This is a genomic window from Enterobacter dykesii (assembly GCF_008364625.2).
GTDB classification, from domain to species: Bacteria; Pseudomonadota; Gammaproteobacteria; order Enterobacterales; family Enterobacteriaceae; genus Enterobacter; species Enterobacter dykesii.
On sequence record NZ_CP126604.1, the window covers coordinates 4,096,050 to 4,118,633 of the forward strand.

Annotated in this window: 26 protein-coding genes, 2 tRNA genes and 4 rRNA genes; 7 read left to right on the forward strand and 25 right to left on the reverse strand. The window is 51.9% G+C overall.

What is annotated here, in order from left to right; genetic code table 11:
- The first annotated feature begins 4 nt into the window (after positions 1-4).
- A complete protein-coding gene (locus tag F0320_RS19515) occupies positions 5-763 on the forward strand; it encodes an amino acid ABC transporter ATP-binding protein (RefSeq protein WP_023309440.1) in 759 nt (252 codons plus the stop codon).
- Positions 764-869: 106 nt separating this feature from the next.
- On the opposite strand, the gene rrf (F0320_RS19520) is transcribed toward F0320_RS19515, so the two are convergent.
- The 6 genes from rrf (F0320_RS19520) to F0320_RS19545 form a co-directional block, all read right to left on the reverse strand.
- A 5S ribosomal RNA gene (gene rrf / locus F0320_RS19520) occupies positions 870-985 on the reverse strand.
- 43 nt (positions 986-1,028) lie between these two features.
- Positions 1,029-1,104 (reverse strand) — tRNA-Thr (locus tag F0320_RS19525).
- A 14-nt stretch (positions 1,105-1,118) separates the two neighbouring features.
- Positions 1,119-1,234: ribosomal RNA gene (gene rrf / locus F0320_RS19530) — 5S ribosomal RNA — on the reverse strand.
- Between the two features lie 67 nt (positions 1,235-1,301).
- Positions 1,302-4,207 (reverse strand): 23S ribosomal RNA (locus F0320_RS19535).
- 183 nt (positions 4,208-4,390) lie between these two features.
- Positions 4,391-4,466: transfer RNA gene (locus F0320_RS19540), tRNA-Glu, on the reverse strand.
- 84 nt (positions 4,467-4,550) lie between these two features.
- Positions 4,551-6,090: ribosomal RNA gene (locus F0320_RS19545) — 16S ribosomal RNA — on the reverse strand.
- The 16S, 23S and 5S rRNA genes sit together here with 2 tRNA genes alongside, the layout of an rRNA operon.
- 472 nt (positions 6,091-6,562) lie before the next feature.
- Here F0320_RS19545 and F0320_RS19550 point away from each other — a divergent pair.
- On the forward strand, positions 6,563-7,117 hold the full coding sequence (locus tag F0320_RS19550; RefSeq protein WP_047652850.1) for a gamma carbonic anhydrase family protein: 555 nt from the start codon (positions 6,563-6,565) through the stop codon (positions 7,115-7,117).
- Here the strand turns inward: F0320_RS19550 and F0320_RS19555 are convergent.
- The 6 genes from F0320_RS19555 to dprA are packed head-to-tail and all read right to left on the reverse strand — an operon-like array spanning position 7,093 to position 10,876.
- Positions 7,093-7,341, reverse strand: coding sequence for a DUF1488 domain-containing protein (locus F0320_RS19555; RefSeq protein ID WP_126331240.1), 249 nt, complete (start codon positions 7,339-7,341; stop codon positions 7,093-7,095). The genes F0320_RS19550 and F0320_RS19555 overlap by 25 nt on opposite strands.
- Positions 7,338-8,156, reverse strand: coding sequence for a shikimate dehydrogenase (aroE, locus tag F0320_RS19560; RefSeq protein ID WP_126331242.1), 819 nt, complete (start codon positions 8,154-8,156; stop codon positions 7,338-7,340). Before aroE ends, F0320_RS19555 begins: the two co-directional genes overlap by 4 nt.
- A 4-nt stretch (positions 8,157-8,160) precedes the next feature.
- A complete protein-coding gene (tsaC, locus tag F0320_RS19565) occupies positions 8,161-8,733 on the reverse strand; it encodes an L-threonylcarbamoyladenylate synthase type 1 TsaC (RefSeq protein ID WP_126331244.1) in 573 nt (190 codons plus the stop codon).
- A complete protein-coding gene (locus F0320_RS19570; RefSeq protein ID WP_023309445.1) occupies positions 8,726-9,280 on the reverse strand; it encodes a DNA topoisomerase family protein in 555 nt (184 codons plus the stop codon). Before F0320_RS19570 ends, tsaC begins: the two co-directional genes overlap by 8 nt.
- Before the next feature lie 26 nt (positions 9,281-9,306).
- Positions 9,307-9,780, reverse strand: a complete 474-nt coding sequence (gene smg / locus F0320_RS19575) for a DUF494 family protein Smg (protein WP_008503477.1) — start codon at positions 9,778-9,780, stop codon at positions 9,307-9,309.
- Positions 9,752-10,876, reverse strand: coding sequence for a DNA-protecting protein DprA (gene dprA / locus F0320_RS19580; protein WP_126331246.1), 1,125 nt, complete (start codon positions 10,874-10,876; stop codon positions 9,752-9,754). The genes smg and dprA overlap by 29 nt, the downstream gene beginning before the upstream one ends.
- Before the next feature lie 127 nt (positions 10,877-11,003).
- Here dprA and def point away from each other — a divergent pair, with 127 nt between their 5' ends.
- The 5 genes from def (at position 11,004) to mscL (ending at position 15,781) form a co-directional block, all read left to right on the forward strand.
- The gene (gene def / locus F0320_RS19585) at positions 11,004-11,513 is read left to right on the forward strand and encodes a peptide deformylase (protein WP_008503479.1); all 510 of its coding nucleotides are present in this window, start codon (positions 11,004-11,006) and stop codon (positions 11,511-11,513) included.
- Positions 11,514-11,538: 25 nt separating this feature from the next.
- The gene (gene fmt / locus F0320_RS19590; RefSeq protein WP_126331247.1) at positions 11,539-12,486 is read left to right on the forward strand and encodes a methionyl-tRNA formyltransferase; all 948 of its coding nucleotides are present in this window, start codon (positions 11,539-11,541) and stop codon (positions 12,484-12,486) included.
- A 52-nt stretch (positions 12,487-12,538) separates the two neighbouring features.
- Positions 12,539-13,825, forward strand: coding sequence for a 16S rRNA (cytosine(967)-C(5))-methyltransferase RsmB (gene rsmB / locus F0320_RS19595; protein WP_126331249.1), 1,287 nt, complete (start codon positions 12,539-12,541; stop codon positions 13,823-13,825).
- A 22-nt stretch (positions 13,826-13,847) separates the two neighbouring features.
- Entirely contained in the window at positions 13,848-15,224 is a 1,377-nt protein-coding gene (gene trkA / locus F0320_RS19600) for a Trk system potassium transporter TrkA (RefSeq protein WP_008503482.1), read from the forward strand.
- Between the two features lie 146 nt (positions 15,225-15,370).
- Entirely contained in the window at positions 15,371-15,781 is a 411-nt protein-coding gene (gene mscL, locus F0320_RS19605) for a large-conductance mechanosensitive channel protein MscL (RefSeq protein WP_023309449.1), read from the forward strand.
- Here mscL and F0320_RS19610 read toward each other — a convergent pair whose 3' ends face one another.
- The 13 genes from F0320_RS19610 to rpsE form a co-directional block, all read right to left on the reverse strand.
- On the reverse strand, positions 15,782-15,997 hold the full coding sequence (locus F0320_RS19610) for an alternative ribosome-rescue factor A (RefSeq protein WP_126331251.1): 216 nt from the start codon (positions 15,995-15,997) through the stop codon (positions 15,782-15,784). It lies immediately after the preceding gene.
- Positions 15,998-16,054: 57 nt separating this feature from the next.
- Positions 16,055-16,480: a Zn(2+)-responsive transcriptional regulator gene (gene zntR / locus F0320_RS19615; RefSeq protein WP_126331253.1), complete on the reverse strand. Its 426-nt coding sequence runs from the start codon at positions 16,478-16,480 to the stop codon at positions 16,055-16,057.
- 2 nt (positions 16,481-16,482) lie between these two features.
- Positions 16,483-16,851 (reverse strand): DUF1992 domain-containing protein, encoded by a 369-nt coding sequence (locus F0320_RS19620; RefSeq protein WP_126331254.1) that lies wholly within the window; start codon positions 16,849-16,851, stop codon positions 16,483-16,485.
- A 107-nt stretch (positions 16,852-16,958) separates the two neighbouring features.
- Positions 16,959-17,342: a 50S ribosomal protein L17 gene (gene rplQ, locus F0320_RS19625; RefSeq protein WP_001216368.1), complete on the reverse strand. Its 384-nt coding sequence runs from the start codon at positions 17,340-17,342 to the stop codon at positions 16,959-16,961.
- 40 nt (positions 17,343-17,382) lie between these two features.
- Entirely contained in the window at positions 17,383-18,372 is a 990-nt protein-coding gene (locus F0320_RS19630) for a DNA-directed RNA polymerase subunit alpha (protein ID WP_002919219.1), read from the reverse strand.
- A 25-nt stretch (positions 18,373-18,397) separates the two neighbouring features.
- A complete protein-coding gene (rpsD, locus tag F0320_RS19635; protein ID WP_004868345.1) occupies positions 18,398-19,018 on the reverse strand; it encodes a 30S ribosomal protein S4 in 621 nt (206 codons plus the stop codon).
- A gap of 33 nt (positions 19,019-19,051) precedes the next feature.
- Entirely contained in the window at positions 19,052-19,441 is a 390-nt protein-coding gene (gene rpsK, locus F0320_RS19640) for a 30S ribosomal protein S11 (protein WP_003863312.1), read from the reverse strand.
- Positions 19,442-19,457: 16 nt separating this feature from the next.
- On the reverse strand, positions 19,458-19,814 hold the full coding sequence (gene rpsM, locus F0320_RS19645) for a 30S ribosomal protein S13 (RefSeq protein ID WP_003863308.1): 357 nt from the start codon (positions 19,812-19,814) through the stop codon (positions 19,458-19,460).
- A 146-nt stretch (positions 19,815-19,960) separates the two neighbouring features.
- Positions 19,961-20,077: a 50S ribosomal protein L36 gene (gene rpmJ / locus F0320_RS19650; RefSeq protein WP_000868187.1), complete on the reverse strand. Its 117-nt coding sequence runs from the start codon at positions 20,075-20,077 to the stop codon at positions 19,961-19,963.
- 31 nt (positions 20,078-20,108) lie between these two features.
- On the reverse strand, positions 20,109-21,440 hold the full coding sequence (gene secY, locus F0320_RS19655; RefSeq protein WP_003863305.1) for a preprotein translocase subunit SecY: 1,332 nt from the start codon (positions 21,438-21,440) through the stop codon (positions 20,109-20,111).
- Positions 21,441-21,447: 7 nt separating this feature from the next.
- Positions 21,448-21,882, reverse strand: a complete 435-nt coding sequence (gene rplO / locus F0320_RS19660) for a 50S ribosomal protein L15 (RefSeq protein WP_003863304.1) — start codon at positions 21,880-21,882, stop codon at positions 21,448-21,450.
- Positions 21,883-21,885: 3 nt separating this feature from the next.
- The gene (rpmD, locus tag F0320_RS19665) at positions 21,886-22,065 is read right to left on the reverse strand and encodes a 50S ribosomal protein L30 (protein WP_003863301.1); all 180 of its coding nucleotides are present in this window, start codon (positions 22,063-22,065) and stop codon (positions 21,886-21,888) included.
- Positions 22,066-22,071: 6 nt separating this feature from the next.
- Positions 22,072-22,572 carry a 30S ribosomal protein S5 gene (rpsE, locus tag F0320_RS19670; protein ID WP_003863299.1) on the reverse strand — a complete coding sequence of 167 codons (501 nt, stop codon included), beginning with the start codon at positions 22,570-22,572 and terminating at the stop codon, positions 22,072-22,074.
- Positions 22,573-22,584 lie beyond the last annotated feature (12 nt).

The window sequence follows — 22,584 nt, forward strand, 5'->3', positions numbered from 1 at the left end:
AATTATGAGCCAAATAACTATGACACCCGCCGACGCGATGATTACGCTGGAAAATGTGAATAAATGGTACGGACAATTTCATGTCCTGAGGGACATTAATCTTAAGGTAAAGCAGGGAGAACGCATCGTCCTTTGCGGCCCTTCGGGCTCCGGAAAATCCACAACCATTCGCTGTATTAATCATCTTGAAGAACATCAGCAAGGACGCATTGTGGTTGATGGTATCGAGCTGAATGAAGATATCCGCAATATCGAACGCGTACGTCAGGAAGTAGGAATGGTATTTCAACACTTTAATCTGTTTCCGCATCTGACCGTTCTGCAGAACTGTACGCTTGCGCCGATTTGGGTACGAAAGATGCCGAAAAAGGAAGCGGAGGCGTTGGCAATGCACTACCTGGAACGTGTACGTATCGCAGAGCATGCAAATAAGTTTCCTGGCCAGATATCAGGTGGCCAACAGCAGCGTGTGGCTATCGCCCGTTCGCTGTGTATGAAACCGAAAATTATGCTGTTTGATGAACCGACATCTGCCCTCGATCCGGAAATGGTGAAAGAGGTTCTGGACACCATGATTGGGCTGGCTCAATCCGGCATGACCATGCTGTGCGTGACGCATGAGATGGGGTTTGCGCGAACCGTGGCCGACCGGGTGATCTTTATGGACCGCGGTGAGATTGTTGAGCAGGCACCGCCGGATGAGTTCTTTGCGCATCCAAAGTCAGAACGCACGCGAGCATTTCTGTCGCAGGTGATTCATTAGTTGTTTGCTCTGCCGGGTGGAGGCTTCGCCTTACCCGGCCTACCGTTTTTTCGGCGCATAAACGCAAAAAGGCCATCCTTTCGGATGGCCTTCTCACTTATTTGATGTCTGGCAGTTCCCTACTCTCACATGGGGAGACCCCACACTACCATCGGCGCTACGGCGTTTCACTTCTGAGTTCGGCATGGGGTCAGGTGGGACCACCGCGCTAAAGCCGCCAGACAAATTCTTTTACTTCTTGCCGAACTTTAACCTAAGTATAAAGTGGTGCTGATACCCAGAGTCGAACTGGGGACCTCACCCTTACCAAGGGTGCGCTCTACCAACTGAGCCATATCAGCACGCTAAATTTGATGCCTGGCAGTTCCCTACTCTCACATGGGGAGACCCCACACTACCATCGGCGCTACGGCGTTTCACTTCTGAGTTCGGCATGGGGTCAGGTGGGACCACCGCGCTAAAGCCGCCAGGCAAATTCTGTTAATCTGTATCAGGCTGAAAATCGTGTCTCTCTTCGCCAAAACACCTTCGGCGTTGTAAGGTTAAGCCTCACGGTTCATTAGTATCGGTTAGCTCAACGCATCGCTGCGCTTACACACCCGACCTATCAACGTCGTAGTCTTCAACGTTCCTTCAGGACCCTTAAAGGGTCAGGGAGAACTCATCTCGGGGCAAGTTTCGTGCTTAGATGCTTTCAGCACTTATCTTTTCCGCATTTAGCTACCGGGCAGTGCCATTGGCATGACAACCCGAACACCAGTGATGCGTCCACTCCGGTCCTCTCGTACTAGGAGCAGCCCCCCTCAATTCTCCAGCGCCCACGGCAGATAGGGACCGAACTGTCTCACGACGTTCTAAACCCAGCTCGCGTACCACTTTAAATGGCGAACAGCCATACCCTTGGGACCTACTTCAGCCCCAGGATGTGATGAGCCGACATCGAGGTGCCAAACACCGCCGTCGATATGAACTCTTGGGCGGTATCAGCCTGTTATCCCCGGAGTACCTTTTATCCGTTGAGCGATGGCCCTTCCATTCAGAACCACCGGATCACTATGACCTGCTTTCGCACCTGCTCGAGCCGTCACTCTCGCAGTCAAGCTAGCTTATGCCATTGCACTAACCTCCTGATGTCCGACCAGGATTAGCTAACCTTCGTGCTCCTCCGTTACTCTTTGGGAGGAGACCGCCCCAGTCAAACTACCCACCAGACACTGTCCGCAACCCGGATTACGGGTCTACGTTAGAACACCAGCCATTAAAGGGTGGTATTTCAAGGGCGGCTCCACGCAGACTGGCGTCCACGCTTCAAAGCCTCCCACCTATCCTACACATCAAGGACCAGTGTTCAGTGTCAAGCTATAGTAAAGGTTCACGGGGTCTTTCCGTCTTGCCGCGGGTACACTGCATCTTCACAGCGAGTTCAATTTCACTGAGTCTCGGGTGGAGACAGCCTGGCCATCATTACGCCATTCGTGCAGGTCGGAACTTACCCGACAAGGAATTTCGCTACCTTAGGACCGTTATAGTTACGGCCGCCGTTTACCGGGGCTTCGATCAAGAGCTTCGCGTTACCGCTAACCCCATCAATTAACCTTCCGGCACCGGGCAGGCGTCACACCGTATACGTCCACTTTCGTGTTTGCACAGTGCTGTGTTTTTAATAAACAGTTGCAGCCAGCTGGTATCTTCGACTGATTTCAGCTCCACCCGCAGGGGCTTCACCTACATATCAGCGTGCCTTCTCCCGAAGTTACGGCACCATTTTGCCTAGTTCCTTCACCCGAGTTCTCTCAAGCGCCTTGGTATTCTCTACCTGACCACCTGTGTCGGTTTGGGGTACGATTTCGTGTTACCTGATGCTTAGAGGCTTTTCCTGGAAGCAGGGCATTTGTTACTTCAGCACCGTAGTGCCTCGTCATCACACCTCAGCGTTAAAAAGGTACCGGATTTACCTGGAACCTCCGCCTACATGCTTAAACCGGGACAACCGTCGCCCGGCTAACATAGCCTTCTCCGTCCCCCCTTCGCAGTAACACCAAGTACAGGAATATTAACCTGTTTCCCATCGACTACGCCTTTCGGCCTCGCCTTAGGGGTCGACTCACCCTGCCCCGATTAACGTTGGACAGGAACCCTTGGTCTTCCGGCGAGCGGGCTTTTCACCCGCTTTATCGTTACTTATGTCAGCATTCGCACTTCTGATACCTCCAGCAACCCTCACAGGCCACCTTCAACGGCTTACAGAACGCTCCCCTACCCAACAACGCATAAGCGTCGCTGCCGCAGCTTCGGTGCATGGTTTAGCCCCGTTACATCTTCCGCGCAGGCCGACTCGACCAGTGAGCTATTACGCTTTCTTTAAATGATGGCTGCTTCTAAGCCAACATCCTGGCTGTCTGTGCCTTCCCACATCGTTTCCCACTTAACCATGACTTTGGGACCTTAGCTGGCGGTCTGGGTTGTTTCCCTCTTCACGACGGACGTTAGCACCCGCCGTGTGTCTCCCGTGATAACATTCTTCGGTATTCGTAGTTTGCATCGGGTTGGTAAGCCGGGATGGCCCCCTAGCCGAAACAGTGCTCTACCCCCGAAGATGAGTTCACGAGGCGCTACCTAAATAGCTTTCGGGGAGAACCAGCTATCTCCCGGTTTGATTGGCCTTTCACCCCCAGCCACAAGTCATCCGCTAATTTTTCAACATTAGTCGGTTCGGTCCTCCAGTTAGTGTTACCCAACCTTCAACCTGCCCATGGCTAGATCACCGGGTTTCGGGTCTATACCCTGCAACTTAACGCCCAGTTAAGACTCGGTTTCCCTTCGGCTCCCCTATACGGTTAACCTTGCTACAGAATATAAGTCGCTGACCCATTATACAAAAGGTACGCAGTCACACCACGAAGGTGCTCCCACTGCTTGTACGTACACGGTTTCAGGTTCTTTTTCACTCCCCTCGCCGGGGTTCTTTTCGCCTTTCCCTCACGGTACTGGTTCACTATCGGTCAGTCAGGAGTATTTAGCCTTGGAGGATGGTCCCCCCATATTCAGACAGGATACCACGTGTCCCGCCCTACTCTTCGAGTTCACAGCCTGTGTGCTTTCGTGTACGGGACTGTCACCCTGTACCGTGCGACTTTCCAGACGCTTCCACTAACACACAAGCTGATTCAGACTCTGGGCTGCTCCCCGTTCGCTCGCCGCTACTGGGGGAATCTCGGTTGATTTCTTTTCCTCGGGGTACTTAGATGTTTCAGTTCCCCCGGTTCGCCTCGTTAACCTATGTATTCAGTTAACGATAGTGCAACGAATTGCACTGGGTTTCCCCATTCGGACATCGCCGGGTCAAAGGTTCATATCACCTCGCCGGCGCTTTTCGCAGATTAGCACGTCCTTCATCGCCTCTGACTGCCAGGGCATCCACCGTGTACGCTTAGTCGCTTAACCTCACAACCCGAAGATGTTTCACTTCTGATTGCGAAAATTTGAGAGACTCGAACACACCATTAAAGATGTGTCGTTTCAATTTTCAGCTTGATCCAGATTTTTAAAGAGCAAATATCTCAAACATCACCCGAAGATGAGTTTTGAGATATGACGGCAGGTGACTTTCACTCACGAACCAGCAAGTGGCGTCCCCTAGGGGATTCGAACCCCTGTTACCGCCGTGAAAGGGCGGTGTCCTGGGCCTCTAGACGAAGGGGACGTAAAGTCTCAATCGCAAGACGCCTTGCTATTTACTTTTCATCAGACAATCTGTGTGAGCACTACAAAGGCAGGTTCTTTAAGGTAAGGAGGTGATCCAACCGCAGGTTCCCCTACGGTTACCTTGTTACGACTTCACCCCAGTCATGAATCACAAAGTGGTAAGCGCCCTCCCGAAGGTTAAGCTACCTACTTCTTTTGCAACCCACTCCCATGGTGTGACGGGCGGTGTGTACAAGGCCCGGGAACGTATTCACCGTAGCATTCTGATCTACGATTACTAGCGATTCCGACTTCATGGAGTCGAGTTGCAGACTCCAATCCGGACTACGACGCACTTTATGAGGTCCGCTTGCTCTCGCGAGGTCGCTTCTCTTTGTATGCGCCATTGTAGCACGTGTGTAGCCCTACTCGTAAGGGCCATGATGACTTGACGTCATCCCCACCTTCCTCCAGTTTATCACTGGCAGTCTCCTTTGAGTTCCCGGCCGGACCGCTGGCAACAAAGGATAAGGGTTGCGCTCGTTGCGGGACTTAACCCAACATTTCACAACACGAGCTGACGACAGCCATGCAGCACCTGTCTCAGAGTTCCCGAAGGCACCAAAGCATCTCTGCTAAGTTCTCTGGATGTCAAGAGTAGGTAAGGTTCTTCGCGTTGCATCGAATTAAACCACATGCTCCACCGCTTGTGCGGGCCCCCGTCAATTCATTTGAGTTTTAACCTTGCGGCCGTACTCCCCAGGCGGTCGACTTAACGCGTTAGCTCCGGAAGCCACGCCTCAAGGGCACAACCTCCAAGTCGACATCGTTTACGGCGTGGACTACCAGGGTATCTAATCCTGTTTGCTCCCCACGCTTTCGCACCTGAGCGTCAGTCTTTGTCCAGGGGGCCGCCTTCGCCACCGGTATTCCTCCAGATCTCTACGCATTTCACCGCTACACCTGGAATTCTACCCCCCTCTACAAGACTCTAGCCTGCCAGTTTCGAATGCAGTTCCCAGGTTGAGCCCGGGGATTTCACATCCGACTTGACAGACCGCCTGCGTGCGCTTTACGCCCAGTAATTCCGATTAACGCTTGCACCCTCCGTATTACCGCGGCTGCTGGCACGGAGTTAGCCGGTGCTTCTTCTGCGGGTAACGTCAATCGACAAGGTTATTAACCTTATCGCCTTCCTCCCCGCTGAAAGTACTTTACAACCCGAAGGCCTTCTTCATACACGCGGCATGGCTGCATCAGGCTTGCGCCCATTGTGCAATATTCCCCACTGCTGCCTCCCGTAGGAGTCTGGACCGTGTCTCAGTTCCAGTGTGGCTGGTCATCCTCTCAGACCAGCTAGGGATCGTCGCCTAGGTGAGCCGTTACCCCACCTACTAGCTAATCCCATCTGGGCACATCTGATGGCAAGAGGCCCGAAGGTCCCCCTCTTTGGTCTTGCGACGTTATGCGGTATTAGCTACCGTTTCCAGTAGTTATCCCCCTCCATCAGGCAGTTTCCCAGACATTACTCACCCGTCCGCCGCTCGTCACCCGGGAGCAAGCTCCCTGTGTTACCGCTCGACTTGCATGTGTTAGGCCTGCCGCCAGCGTTCAATCTGAGCCATGATCAAACTCTTCAATTTAAGTTTGATGCTCGTGAATTAAACTTCGTAATGAATTACGTATGTTCACTCAGAGACTTGGTATTCATTTATTGTCCGAAGACATTAAGAATCCATGTCACTTTGAGTGCCCACACAGATTGTCTGATAAATTGTTAAAGAGCAGTTGCAACGCGGCTTTCGCTCACCGTTGCGAGGTGGCGTATATTACGCTTTCCTCTTTCAGAGTCAACCCGTTATTTCAGAATTTTTCTCTTCAACCGAACCGCTTGTTGTGTGAAGTGATTCACATCCGCCGTGTCGATGGAGGCGCATTATAGGGATCCCATTTTTTAGCACAAGTATTTTTTAGATCTTTTTTTCCGACTGCTGATTTTCCGCGCTTTTCGCTGAAATCCCGCCCGATCTGCTTAAATATTGACGTATTTTGCCTTGCCGCGATCCATTAATATGATCAAAGTCTTCTGTATAGCGCTCATTGTTAGAGGTAGATATGCCCGCAGTATTACGTCCTTATAAAGATCTGTTCCCCCAAAAAGGCGATCGCGTGATGATCGATGCCAGCAGCGTGGTGATTGGCGATGTCCGAATGGCCGATGACGTCAGCATCTGGCCGCTCGTCGCTATCAGGGGAGATGTTAACTATGTGGAGATTGGCGCCCGTACCAATATTCAGGACGGCAGCGTTCTACATGTCACGCACAAATCCTCCTATAACCCGGAGGGTAATCCCCTCATTATTGGAGAAGAGGTTACCGTCGGCCATAAGGTGATGCTTCACGGCTGTACTATCGGGAATCGCGTACTTGTTGGCATGGGGTCAATTTTGCTGGATGGCGTCATAGTAGAAGATGACGTAATGATTGGTGCCGGTAGCCTGGTCCCGCAGAACAAACGGCTGGAGAGTGGCTATCTCTACCTGGGAAGCCCGGTAAAACAGATCCGCCCCCTGAAGGAGGCAGAGATCGAAGGGTTAAAATACTCGGCGAGCAACTACGTTAAATGGAAGAATGACTATTTGGATCAGGACAACCAAACCCAGCCCTGATCGTCTTCCTGCTGTTCGCGGATTAAATCGCTGGCTTCCTCTTCCAGATCCCAGCGATTTTCGCAAAATACCGCAATCGGATCTGAACCGCCAAAACGACGCAACAGCGTTTCCCCATGAATGGCACAGGTCAGTTGCATGCCTTGCACCAGAACCGGGAAAGAGACCGCTTGCTTACTCTCATCCCAGCTCTCTCTGTCCGGAAAATGAATAGCCTGATTCACGCCGAAAGCTCCTGCTTTAACTTTTCAATGACAGGTTCGACCGCAGGCAACACGCCATGCCAGAGCAGCACCGCATGCGCAGCCTGACCCACCAGCATTCCCAGTCCATCGGCTAACTGCTTTGCGCCGTGTTGTTCACACCAGTCAAGGAAAGGCGTCTTCCCTTTCTGATAAAACATGTCATAGAAGTACATATGCGCGCTGACCAGAGAAGCAGGAATTGCCGGGATCTCGCCATTGATGCCGCTGGACGTGGCATTGATGACAAGATCGAACTCACGATCGGAGAGATCGTCAAGCGCTGCCGCGCTCACGCTGCCGGTATGCGCAAACAACGCCGCCAGCGCTTCCGCACGGGAAAAGGTTCTGTTGGTAATGGTCACCGAACAATCCAGTGAAAGCAGAGGCAACAGTACTCCCCGCGATGCGCCACCCGCACCAATCAGTAGGACCCGGAATCCGGGCTTAATAAACGAAAGTCGTTCCAGATCGCTAAGTAAACCAATCCCGTCGGTGTTGTCACCCAAAAGGCGTCCATCCTCAAGCCGTTTAAGGGTATTGACTGCACCAGCCAGTGAAGCACGCTCGGTCAGCTCATCCGCACGTTCGAAGGCTTCCTCTTTAAAAGGAACCGTCACATTCGCGCCTTTACCGCCCGCGGCGAAAAAAGCCTCCAGCGTTGGAATAAATGCATCCACCGGTGCCAGTACGCGACCATAGGGATGATTTATCTGCAGCTGCTTAGCAAATTGCTGATGAATCAACGGTGACTTGCTGTGTGCAATCGGATTACCAAAAACAGCATAGGTTTCCATGAGATTACCCCTGGCGAAAACGTTCGCCGGTCAAAGCGTCGCGAATTTCAGAAGGGTTCAGGCGCCCTCCCGTTTCACCGACAGCGACAGGGAAGTCGGTCCCGAACTGCGCCAGTACTTCTTCGGTTGTCCGGCAAGGTGGCAATCCGGTCAGGTTGGCGCTGGTTGAGACCAGCGGTTTACCAAATGCCAGACACAGCTCAACCACCAGCGGATGGTCAGTTACGCGAACAGCGAGGGAATCAAAACGTCCGGTTAACCAGCGAGGCGTAGTCGGCTGCGCCGGGAAAACGAAGGTCACCGGGCCAGGCCACGCGGAGAAGATAGTCTCGCGCTGCGCCGGCGTCAGCATGGAGTCATCGATATAGGGTTTAAGCTGCTCATAATTCGCAGCGATCAAAATCAGCCCTTTCTCGACAGGTCTTTGTTTTAAGGCAAGCAGTCGGCTCACGGCCGTCTCGCTGTCAGGATCGCAACCGACTCCAAAAACAGCTTCAGTTGGATAGGCGATGACTTCTTCTTTTTTCAGTACGTCCACGGCATGCGCAATGGAGCCTGATGGCAGGTTATTATTCACTATTTTGATCCGCCGTAACCGGCTTTCCACATTGTTTACTGGCGCAGAAGCGTTTCATGCCTTGCGCGGTTTTCTTCTCTATGAGTAGCGGATAATTGCAATGAGGGCAGGTTCCCGCTACCGGTTTAAAATTGATAACGAACTGGCATTCAGGGTAGCGATCGCACGAATGGAAAGTCTTACCATACCGGGAGCGGCGCTGTACCAACTGACCGCGCTGACACTGAGGGCACGCAATTGCCGTTTCATCAGGCTTATCAATTTGTTCCGTATGCTCACATTCCGGGTAGCGGCTACATCCAATAAACATGCCGAATCGCCCCTGCCGCAGGGCTAATTCACCACCGCAGAGTGGACAATACTGCCCCTCCAGAATTTTAACAATATGTCCGTCCGCCTGGCTTTTCAGGGGACGAACATAATCACATTCCGGATAGTGTGAACAACCGAGAAACGGGCCGTGTTTCCCGGACCGAATAACAAGTTCAGCCCCGCACTGCGGGCAGGGCTCATTTTTATGCACCGTGAATAGTGCTGATTTGGCCATAACAACTCTTGGTGCTGCACATTGAATTAGTGCAGCATACCTTCATTCACTTCAAAGAGTAATTCTTCCATTTGCTGATAGGCGTTTTCACAGCCCGGGATATTAAACAGAACCATCAGGATCACCCACTTAAGATCTTCCAGTTCAAATTCTGCTGTATCCAGCGCCATGACGCGCTCTATCACCATTTCTCTCGTTTCGAGGTTCAGCACCTGAATCTGCTCAAGGAATAAAATGAACCCCCGGCAGCTGGCATCCAGCCTTTCACACTCTTCTGCTGTATAAATGCGTACTGACAATGGGTCAGAAGCCAGCTGCATCGGTTCGGCGAGGCCTTCCTGATAATCAGCCAGTTTTTCCAGCCACATCAACGCATTATAGATATCTTCCCGCTCAAACCCCGCATCGGTAAGATCCTGTGTCAATTTGTCCTGATCCACTCGCATTTCTGCTTCGTTATGGATGTAAGTCTCAAACAAATACATCAGTACGTCGAACATGGCATGCCCTCCTTAATCGGACATAGCCGCCGGGTACAGCTGCGATCCACCCTGCTAACTCCAGTTCGAGTAGCTGTGCTACCGTTACTGGCACAGGTTGGCCGGCACGTTCAGCGACAACGTCAACAGGTGTTACCTCATCTCCTACGTTAGCCAGGAGCTTGGGAAATGGCAATGCCACCTTTCCCTGATCTGATGAATATTGTCGCTTTTCGGGATCTTCCTGCAGCCATTGCAACCCATACTGCAAATTTTCAAGAATATCTCCTACTTCCGTTACCGGCGTTGCCCCTTGCTTAATCAGCCAGTGGGGCCCCTCGCATCCTGGATTACCTATTGGACCAGGCAAGGCGAAGACTTCTCTCCCCTGCTCGAGCGCGCATCGCGCCGTGACCAGCGAACCGCTTCGGCGCGCCGCTTCAACCACCAGCACGCCTTTGCTAAGCCCGCTGATAATCCGATTCCGACGCGGAAAGTTTGCCGGCCTGGGCTGTGCGGAAAGCGGAAACTCAGAAACTATCGCGCCGTCAGATTCAATAAGCCGCATCGCCAATGCCTGATGTCGGCGTGGATAAATGCTAAAAAGACCGTTCCCCAGCACCGCTACACTTCGTCCTTTAGCTGACAGCGCCGCACCGTGGGCAACGCCGTCAATACCGCAGGCCAGGCCGCTGGTGATCGTGAAACCGCTTTGTGAGAGTTGTTCGCACAGGATTTTCCCCCATCGCTCGCCGTACCATGATGGCGCACGACTGCCGACCACTGCCAATTGAACCGTATTAAGCGCCTCAGGGTTACCTTTTATGAATAACGCCCCGGGATAATCAGGGATCGTGCGAAGCAATGGGGGATAAAGGGGATGGTTGGCCGTTAATAAATGATGTCCCGGCTGCTCAAGCCACATCAGGCTACGTTCCAGCTCACTCTCATCGAGGGCAAGGAACCGTTCAGTCTGCTTCGCTGTAAGCCCGGCGTTTCTGGCCACGAGCACGTTGAGGTGTTCCTGCTTCTGCAGTCGCTCAGCCGCGTCCAGCATTACATCACCACAAAGCGACCCAGTGTGTATTAGCCGTAGCCATATCTCGTTAGACGTCATCCTTTCCCCTGCCATAAGCGGCCTCCGCAATCATTGCGATTGGTCACTGATGCTGTCAATCGATGGGGGATTTGTCTAGAATAGAGGTAGTATTCTTATCAACTCCTGAACACGACTCTGGAAATTTATGGCAGTTTTGCAAGTGTTACATATTCCGGACGAGCGCCTTCGCATCGTCGCTGAACCGGTCAAAGAAGTGAATGCAGAAATCCAGCGTATCGTTGATGATATGTTCGATACCATGTACGCCGAAGAAGGCATTGGCCTTGCGGCGACGCAGGTGGACATTCACAAGCGTATTATCGTGATTGATGTTTCTGAAAATCGCGATGGCCGCCTGGTGCTGATCAACCCTGAGCTGCTCGAAAAGAGTGGCGAAACCGGTATTGAGGAAGGCTGTCTGTCTATTCCTGAACAGCGTGCGTTAGTGCCGCGAGCTGAAAAGGTGAAAATTCGCGCCCTGGATCGTGACGGTAATCCGTTCGAACTGGAAGCAGACGACCTGCTGGCAATTTGTATTCAGCATGAGATGGATCACCTGGTCGGCAAACTGTTTATCGATTATCTCTCGCCGCTGAAACAGCAGCGTATTCGTCAGAAAGTAGAAAAACTGGATCGTTTGCGTTCTCGCGCATAACGTCCTCCCGGATACAAGGATCATCGTGTCTAAAACACTACGAATTATCTTCGCGGGAACCCCTGATTTTGCAGCGCGTCATCTTGACGCGCTGTTATCTTCTGGTCATCAGGTTGTTGGCGTCTTTACCCAGCCGGACCGCCCGGCAGGTCGCGGCAAAAAACTGATGCCGAGCCCGGTCAAGGTGCTGGCAGAAGAGCATGGGCTTCCCGTTTTTCAGCCCGCATCGCTGCGTCCGCAGGAAAATCAGCAGCTGGTTGCTGACCTGAATGCCGACGTAATGGTGGTGGTGGCTTACGGTTTAATTCTGCCAAAAGCTGTGCTTGATATGCCACGCCTGGGTTGCATCAACGTGCATGGGTCTCTGCTTCCGCGCTGGCGTGGTGCTGCACCAATCCAGCGCTCGCTGTGGGCTGGTGATGCCGAAACGGGCGTTACCATCATGAAGATGGACGTAGGTTTAGACACCGGTGACATGCTGTATAAACTGGCCTGCCCCATTACGTCAGACGATACCAGCGCCACGCTGTATGACAAACTGGCAGACCTTGGCCCACAAGGGCTTATCGAGACGCTTCAGCAGCTTGCTGACAATACGGCAAAACCGGAAGTTCAGGATGACGCGCTGGTAACCTACGCCGAAAAGCTGAGCAAAGAAGAAGCGCGTATCGACTGGTCCCTGTCAGCCGCTCAGCTTGAACGCTGCATTCGCGCTTTTAATCCGTGGCCAATGAGCTGGATGGAGATTGACGAGCAGCCGGTGAAAGTCTGGAAAGCCTCCGTCACTAGCGGTACTACCACGGCTGAACCCGGCACGATTGTTGACGCCAACAAGAACGGGATCCAGGTGGCTACTGCGCAAGGGATTTTGAATCTTGAATCGCTCCAACCGGCCGGTAAGAAAGCCATGAGCGCTCAGGATCTGTTAAATTCCCGTCGTGAATGGTTTATCCCGGGCAATCGCCTTGCCTGAGCAAATTTATTCTTAAGGCCCGGTGTTTCCGGGCATTTTTATTTTTACGGTTATGAAAAAACAAAATCTACGCAGTATGGCGGCCCAGGCCGTCGAGCAGGTTATCGAGCAGGGCCAGTCATTGAGTAACGTCCTGCCTCCCCTGCAGCAAAAAGTTTCTGATAAAGATAAAGCCCTGCTTCAGGAGCTCTGCTTTGGCGTTCTGCGCACGCTTTCTCAGCTTGAGTGGCTGATTAATAAGCTGATGTCACGCCCAATGACGGGCAAGCAGCGCACCGTACATTATTTGATTATGGTGGGTTTTTATCAGCTTCTTCATACCCGCATCCCACCTCACGCCGCGCTGGCAGAGACGGTGGAAGGTGCCGTTGCGATTAAACGTCCTCAGCTGAAAGGGCTGATTAACGGCGTATTGCGTCAGTTCCAGCGACAGCAGGATGAGCTTCTGGCTGAATTTGCCCAAAACGACGCGCGCTTCCTGCATCCGGACTGGCTGTTGAAGCGCCTGAAAAAAGCTTATCCGCAGCAGTGGCAGGACATTACCGATGCCAACAACCAGCGTCCGCCAATGTGGTTACGCGTGAATCGTAATCACCACACCCGTGACGCATGGCTGGCATTACTCGAAGAAGCTGGAATGAGCGGCTTCACCCATGACGCATACCCTGATGCCGTGCGCTTAGCATCGCCTGCACCGGTACATGCATTGCCCGGCTTTGAAGACGGTTGGGTAACGGTACAGGATGCCTCGGCTCAGGGTTGCATGACCTGGCTTGAACCCCGAAACGGTGAGCAGATCCTCGATCTCTGCGCCGCGCCTGGGGGCAAAACGACGCATATTCTTGAAGTGGCTCCGCAAGCCAGCGTGATGGCGGTGGACGTTGATGAGCAGCGTCTTTCACGCGTCTATGACAACCTCAAGCGCCTGGGCATGAAGGCACAGGTTAAGCAAGGCGATGGACGCAAACCCGCAGAATGGTGTGGTGAAACCCAGTTCGATCGCATTTTGCTGGATGCCCCCTGCTCTGCAACCGGCGTTATTCGTCGTCATCCGGACATCAAGTGGCTACGCCGCGATCGTGATATTAAGGAACTTGCCCAACTGCAATCCGACATTCTCGACGCCATTTGGCCGCATCTCAAGCCCGGCGGCACGCTGGTGTATGCAACCTGCTCCGTACTGCCGGAAGAAAACAGCCAGCAAATCGCGGCCTTCCTTAAACGTACCCCGGACGCGGCGCTGCGCGATACGGGAACGCCTGAACTCCCGGGTCAGCAGAATCTGCCGGGTACAGAAGAGGGTGATGGCTTCTTTTACGCTAAGCTAATCAAAGAGTGATGTTGAGAACAGGTCACGAGATATGAAGATTATCATTCTGGGCGCAGGACAGGTTGGCGGAACGCTGGCGGAAAACCTGGTTGGCGAAAACAACGACATCACCATCGTGGATACCAACGGCGATCGCCTGCGAGTTTTGCAGGACAAATTTGATCTGCGCGTTGTGCAGGGCCATGGTTCGCACCCGCGCGTCCTTCGTGAGGCGGGCGCTGACGATGCCGACATGCTGGTTGCGGTAACCAGTTCTGACGAAACTAATATGGTGGCCTGTCAGGTGGCCTACTCGCTTTTCAACACGCCAAACCGAATTGCGCGTATTCGCTCTCCGGACTATGTTCGCGATGCTGAAAAACTGTTTAATTCCGAAGCAGTCCCCATTGACCACCTCATCGCGCCAGAACAGCTGGTTATCGACAATATCTATCGTCTGATCGAATATCCGGGCGCCCTGCAGGTGGTGAACTTTGCCGAGGGTAAAGTGAGCCTGGCAGTGGTTAAGGCCTATTATGGTGGACCATTGATCGGCAATGCGCTTTCCACCATGCGCGAGCACATGCCGCATATTGATACGCGCGTCGCAGCCATTTTCCGTCACGACAGGCCAATTCGCCCGCAAGGTTCCACGATTGTCGAAGCCGGTGATGAGGTCTTCTTTATTGCGGCCTCACAGCATATTCGTGCGGTGATGAGTGAACTTCAGCGTCTCGAAAAACCCTATAAACGCATTATGCTGGTCGGCGGCGGCAATATCGGTGCCGGTCTGGCACATCGGCTGGAAAAAGATTACAGCGTTAAGTTGATCGAGCGCGATCAACAGCGTGCTGCTGAACTGGCGGAAAAACTGCAAAATACGATCGTATTTTATGGTGATGCGTCGGATCAGGAGTTGCTGGCTGAAGAGCATATCGATCAGGTTGATCTCTTTATTGCCGTCACCAACGACGACGAGGCGAATATAATGTCCGCCATGCTCGCGAAGCGCATGGGGGCTAAAAAAGTCATGGTGCTTATTCAGCGCAAGGCGTATGTCGATCTGGTTCAGGGCAGCGTTATTGATATTGCCATTTCCCCTCAGCAGGCGACAATTTCCGCGCTTCTAAGCCATGTTCGTAAAGCGGATATTGTCGGAGTGTCATCGCTCCGCCGTGGCGTAGCGGAAGCCATTGAAGCCGTGGCTCATGGAGATGAAACGACGTCACGAGTCGTCGGCCGCTCGATCGACGAAATTAAACTGCCACCAGGCACGATTATCGGCGCCGTTGTGCGCGGGAATGATGTCATGATTGCCAATGATAATTTACGGATTGAGCAAGGCGATCACGTTATTATGTTCCTAACCGATAAAAAGTTTATTACCGACGTCGAACGTTTATTCCAGCCAAGTCCATTCTTCCTTTAAAGAATTGGGTGCTCGAGAAAGAGCACCCTTACTTTATCCTTTTCATTTCTGTGCCTTTTATTTTTCATAATGTTTAATTATCCCGAATGGCAATTGGCTAATGATTTGTTAAACTTAAACTCGTCAGCTGGCACAAGGAGAGAACAATGAGTTTTATTAAAGAATTTCGCGAATTTGCGATGCGCGGGAACGTGGTGGATTTGGCAGTGGGTGTCATTATTGGTGCGGCATTCGGCAAAATTGTTTCATCATTAGTGGCCGACATTATCATGCCACCCTTAGGGTTGTTAATCGGCGGCATTGATTTCAAACAGTTCGCTTTCACGCTGCGTGAAGCGCAGGGTGATGTCCCGGCAGTCGTGATGCACTACGGCGTATTTATTCAGAACGTATTTGATTTTGTGATTGTCGCATTTGCCATATTTATGGCCATCAAGCTGATCAACAGGCTCAACCGTAAAAAAGAAGAGCCGGCTGCAGCACCTGCGCCAACGAAAGAAGAAGTGCTGTTAAGTGAGATCCGCGATCTGTTAAAAGAGCAGAATAACCGCGTCTAATCAATAGATAAAAGCAGGAAGGCCAGTGGCAAATAAGCGATTCGCTTGCTTGCCACTGGCCTCCCAGTTACCCCGTTTTTCATGTTTGTCTTTACGCAGATAACTTCCTTTCCCTTTTTTATTCTTCTCAACGCGCTGCCTGAATAACGGGTCGTGAAGTAACGCCTCAATGGCATTGTCTTTAATTTGTCCTTTCGTGTGCTGATAGCGGCTCATAATGTCTCCAGAGCAGGGTTTATGACGACGGGAGTCTAGACCCGGTTGAACTAAAAATCAACAGCCCTGAGCTTCTCCACTCGCTCCCTGTTCCAGGGCTTCGAGAATTGAACAGTAAATACTGCTGTGGGCCGTGCCGCAGCAGGCGTCATTCAGCCTTTGCAGGGAGCGCTGCATGGTTTGCAGCTCCTGTATGCGCGCTTCAACTTCATCCAGCCGGGCCTGCACAATGCTTTTAGATTCCTGGCAGGTGTGATGTGACGGATCGATGCGGATCGATAATAACTCGCGGATCGAATCCAGCGTGAAGCCGAGCTGACGCGCATAACGAATAAACCGCAGGCGCTGCAGATCGTTATCGGTATAAAGTCGAAAGCCACCTTCAGTACGAACTTCATGATCGATCATCTGCTGCTTTTCGTAATATCGGATAGTATCCGGCGTAACGTTCGCAAGCTTCGCAAGTTCACCGATACGGTACATAACTACTCCTCGTTCATTTTCTGCATCAACCTATCACCGTATTCACCGTGCAGAAAATCAGTGTTCATCCCAGCCTGGCGTAGCTTGAGTTCAAGCAGGGCGAGACGGCGGCTAAGTTCAGAATGTCGTGGATCGTCATGGCCGATTCCATTGAGAAGATCGGCCAGTTCAACGGCCTCTCTGCGCTGTTCGAGCTCCGGGGGGAGACAGCCCGCATTTTTAAGTAAACGGTATCCGGCCCGTAATTCAGGCGCAATGTGCGAATCATCGTCAAGCACAAGGGGTTCGCCGCTCCCCGGGAGATCGTCGAATTCACCTTTATTTTGAGCATCACGGATATGGCGTTCTGCCCACTGATCGAGCAACCACATTATCAGCTCCAGGGGATGAACAGAATTAATACAGACATTGTAGAGAAGCGTGGGTATCGCGGATATAAAAAAACCCGCCGGAGCGGGTTTTTTTACGTTACTGCAGATTACTCTGCAGCAGCTTCTGCTTTCTCTGAACGATCAACCAGCTCGATGTAAGCCATCGGCGCGTTGTCGCCTGCACGGAAACCACACTTCAGAATGCGAGTGTAACCACCGGCACGGCTCGCGAAACGCGGGCCCAGTTCGTTAAACAGTTTTGCCACGATCTCGTTATCACGAGTACGGGCGAATGCCAGACGACGATTAGCAACGCTGTCAGTCTTGGCAAGAGTAATCAGCGGCTCAACTACGCGACGCAGCTCTTTCGCTTTAGGCAGGGTCGTCTTGATGATCTCATGACGAACCAGTGAACCTGCCATGTTGCGGAACATAGCCTGGCGATGGCTGCTGTTGCGGTTCAGTTGACGACCACTCTTACGATGGCGCATGACCTTATCCTTCTCAGTAAAACCTTAACCTGTGATCCGGTTACTCGTCAGCAATGCTTGCCGGTGGCCAGTTTTCCAGGCGCATGCCCAGAGACAGACCACGTGAAGCCAGCACGTCTTTAATCTCAGTAAGAGATTTTTTACCCAGGTTCGGCGTTTTCAGCAACTCAACCTCGGTACGCTGTACCAGATCACCGATATAGTGGATAGCTTCTGCCTTGAGGCAGTTAGCAGAGCGGACAGTCAATTCGAGATCGTCAACAGGGCGCAGCAGGATCGGATCGAATTCTGGTTTCTCTTCTTTCACTTCCGGCTGACGTACATCACGTAAGTCAACGAAAGCTTCCAGTTGTTCTGCCAGGATGGTCGCCGCACGACGAATCGCCTCTTCAGGATCGATTGTGCCGTTGGTTTCCATTTCGATGACCAGCTTGTCCAGGTCGGTACGCTGTTCTACACGCGCTGCTTCAACATTGTAGGCAATACGCTCTACAGGGCTGTAGCATGCGTCGACCAGCAGACGGCCGATTGGGCGCTCATCTTCTTCCGAATGAATTCGGGCAGAAGCCGGCACATAACCACGACCGCGCTGAACTTTGATACGCATGCTAATAGCTGCGTTCTCATCGGTCAGGTGGCAGATCACGTGCTGCGGCTTGACGATTTCAACATCACCGTCGTGGGTGATGTCGGCTGCAGTCACAGGGCCAATGCCAGATTTATTCAGAGTAAGAATAACTTCATCTTTACCCTGAACTCTCACCGCCAGCCCTTTCAGGTTGAGCAGGATTTCAAGGATATCTTCCTGAACGCCTTCTTTGGTGCTGTACTCATGAAGTACACCATCAATCTCAACCTCGGTCACCGCGCAACCCGGCATCGATGAGAGCAGAATACGGCGCAGTGCGTTACCCAGAGTATGGCCAAAGCCACGCTCTAAAGGCTCAAGGGTCACCTTGGCGTGCGTCGAACTCACTTGCTCGATATCTACCAGGCGCGGTTTTAGAAACTCTGTCACAGAACCCTGCATTGTGTCCTCTCTTTGGTACTAAGCTTTACTTGGAGTAAAGCTCGACGATCAGGTGTTCGTTAATGTCCGCAGACAGATCAGAACGTTCTGGCTGACGCTTGAACGTACCTTCCATCTTGCCAGCATCAACTTCCAGCCAGGTTGGCTTTTCACGCTGCTCAGCCAGCTCCAGAGCGGCCTTCACGCGAGATTGCTTTTTCGCTTTCTCACGAATGCTAACAACGTCATTCGCTTTAACCTGATAAGAAGCGATGTTAACAACACGACCGTTTACCATGATTGCTTTGTGGCTAACCAGCTGACGTGATTCAGCACGAGTAGCGCCGAAGCCCATACGGTATACAACGTTGTCCAGACGACCTTCCAGCAGAGCCAGCAGGTTTTCACCTGTGTTGCCTTTCAGACGTGCTGCTTCTTTATAGTAGTTACGGAACTGACGCTCCAGCACACCGTACATACGGCGAACTTTTTGCTTTTCACGCAACTGCACACCATAGTCAGACAGACGCGGTTTACGCGCACCGTGCTGGCCAGGAGCTTGTTCAATTTTACACTTGGTATCGATCGCGCGAACGCCAGACTTAAGGAATAAGTCGGTGCCCTCACGACGGCTCAGCTTGAGCTTAGGACCCAAATATCTTGCCATTTTCTATCTCCAACTAACCTAAAAAACGGAGCGTTATACGCGACGTTTTTTCGGCGGACGACAACCGTTATGAGGGATCGGAGTCACATCAGTAATATTCGTGATGCGGAAACCAGCGGCGTTCAGAGCGCGAACAGTAGATTCACGACCCGGACCCGGACCTTTAACCATAACTTCCAGATTCTTGATGCCGTATTCTTTTACGGCTTCTGCGCAACGCTCTGCTGCAACCTGAGCTGCGAACGGAGTGGATTTGCGAGAACCACGGAAACCGGAACCACCGGCTGTTGCCCAACCCAATGCGTTACCCTGACGATCAGTAATAGTAACGATGGTGTTGTTGAAAGAAGCATGGATATGAGCCACGCCGTCAGAGACTTGTTTTCTTACACGTTTACGTGCACGAACTGGTGCCTTTGCCATTATTCAATCACCCCGATTATTTCTTGATCGGTTTGCGCGGACCCTTACGGGTACGTGCGTTGGTCTTAGTACGCTGACCGCGCACTGGCAGACCACGACGATGACGCAAACCGCGATAGCAACCAAGATCCATCAGGCGCTTGATGCTCATGCTGATTTCACGGCGCAGATCACCTTCAACGACAAATTTGGCAACTTCGTCACGCAGCGTGTCGATTTGTTCTTCAGACAGCTCACTGATCTTAACATCTTCAGCGATACCCGCTGCAGCCAGAATGGCTTTAGAACGGGTCTTGCCGACGCCGTAGATCGAAGTTAATGCGATCACAGCATGTTTCTGATCAGGAATGTTAATGCCTGCTATACGGGCCACTATGCACTCCTACTATTTAATATGTACGCACCATGCTGAAAAGCCCGTTTTCAGGATACTCAAATGGAAACGTACAGACATACAAAAGATTGGCTGGCTAATCTAGCCAGCTCAACCCAACTTTGCAAGAAAAATATGCGAAATAATCAGCCTTGGCGCTGTTTATGCTTCGGCTCGGCACTGCAAATCACACGGATGACACCATCACGCTTAACGATTTTGCAGTTACGGCATAATTTCTTGACGGAAGCACGAACTTTCATTTTTACTCTCCGTAACTTCTCAGGCGACCATTTAGCGGCCGTAGCCTTTCAGGTTCGCCTTCTTCAATGCAGACTCGTACTGACTGGACATCATCAGAGTTTGCACTTGAGCCATAAAGTCCATAATCACGACAACAACGATAAGCAGTGAGGTCCCACCGAAGTAGAACGGTACTTTCATTGCATCACGCATGAACTCCGGGATCAGGCAGATAAAAGTAATATAAAGCGCACCAACCAAAGTCAGGCGAGTCATTACTTTATCGATATACTTCGCCGTTTGCTCTCCCGGACGAATTCCTGGTACAAATGCACCGGACTTCTTCAGGTTATCTGCTGTTTCACGCGGGTTGAAGACCAACGCCGTGTAGAAGAAACAGAAGAAGATGATCGCAGACGCATAGAGTAACACATAAAGTGGTTGCCCAGGCTGCAAATACAGCGAAATTGTTGTCAGCCAGTTCCAACCAGTACCGCCCCCGAACCATGACGCGATGGTCGCCGGGAACAGAATAATACTGGAAGCGAAGATAGCCGGGATAACCCCCGCCATGTTCACTTTCAGCGGTAAATGTGTGCTCTGTGCAGCATAGACACGACGACCCTGCTGACGTTTAGCGTAGTTCACCACAATGCGGCGTTGACCACGTTCAACGAAGACAACAAAGAACGTCACTGCAAATACTAATACTGCAACCAACAGCAACAGGAGGAAGTGCAGGTCGCCTTGACGCGCTTGCTCGATAGTATGGGCGATGGCTGGCGGGAGGCCCGCAACAATACCGGCGAAGATAATGATAGAGATACCGTTACCGATACCACGCTCAGTAATCTGTTCGCCGAGCCACATCAGGAACATAGTCCCTGTGACCAGACTTACAACAGCGGTGAAGTAGAATGCAAAGCCCGGGTTTAACACCAGGCCCTGCATACCAGGCATATTCGGCAGACCGGTAGCAATACCGATCGACTGGAATATTGCCAGCACCAGAGTACCGTAACGGGTGTACTGACTAATCTTACGACGTCCAGACTCCCCTTCTTTCTTCAACTCTGCCAGGGCCGGATGAACGACCGTCAGCAGCTGGATAATAATAGATGCCGAAATGTACGGCATAATACCCAATGCAAAGATAGAAGCACGGCTGAGAGCACCACCAGAGAACATGTTGAACATTTCAATGATGGTGCCTCGCTGTTGCTCAAGCAGTTTGGCAAGTACAGCGGCATCGATACCAGGGATCGGAATAAAAGAGCCAATACGGAACACAATCAGCGCGCCGATAACAAACAGCAGTCTGCGTTTCAGCTCGCCAAATCCACCTTTGGCACTTTGAAAATCTAATCCCGGTTGCTTAGCCATCTGCTACTTATTCCTCAATTTTACCGCCAGCAGCTTCGATAGCAGCACGAGCACCTTTAGTAACACGCAGGCCACGAACAGTTACCGGAGTAGAAACTTCACCAGCCAGGATCACTTTCGCGAACTCGATCTGGATACCGATAATGTTTGCTGCTTTCAGCGTGTTCAGGTCTACAACGCCGCCTTCAACTTTCGCCAGGTCAGACAGACGGATTTCCGCTGTGATCGCTGCTTTGCGAGAGGTGAAGCCGAACTTCGGCAGACGACGGTACAGTGGCATCTGGCCACCCTCGAAACCGCGACGTACGCCACCGCCAGAACGAGAGTTCTGACCTTTGTGACCACGACCACCGGTTTTGCCGAGGCCAGAACCGATACCACGACCCAGGCGTTTACCCGCCTTTTTAGAGCCTTCGGCCGGAGACAGAGTATTTAAACGCATCTCTTACTCCTCAACTTTAACCATGAAGTAAACCGCGTTGACCATACCACGAACAGCAGGAGTATCCTCGCGCTCAACGGTATGACCAATACGACGCAGACCCAGGCCAAGCAGCGTTGCCTTGTGTTTCGGCAGACGACCGATTGCACTGCGGGTTTGAGTGATTTTAATAGTCTTTGCCATGGTCAATTACCCCAGAATTTCTTCAACGGATTTACCACGCTTGGCAGCGACCATTTCTGGAGAATTCATATTTTCCAGGCCATCAATAGTTGCACGAACCACGTTGATCGGGTTGGTGGAACCATATGCTTTGGCCAGAACGTTATGAACCCCAGCAACTTCCAGAACGGCGCGCATTGCACCACCGGCGATGATACCGGTACCTTCTGAAGCTGGCTGCATGAATACACGAGAACCCGTGTGAACACCTTTAACTGGGTGTTGCAGGGTACCGTTGTTCAGCGCGACGTTAATCATATTGCGACGGGCTTTTTCCATCGCTTTCTGGATCGCTGCTGGAACTTCACGCGCTTTACCGTAACCAAAACCAACGCGACCGTTACCATCGCCTACTACAGTCAGAGCTGTGAAGGAGAAAATACGACCACCTTTAACGGTTTTAGATACGCGGTTTACCGCGATCAGCTTTTCCTGCAGTTCGCCAGCCTGTTTTTCGATGTGAGCCATCTTACACCTCTA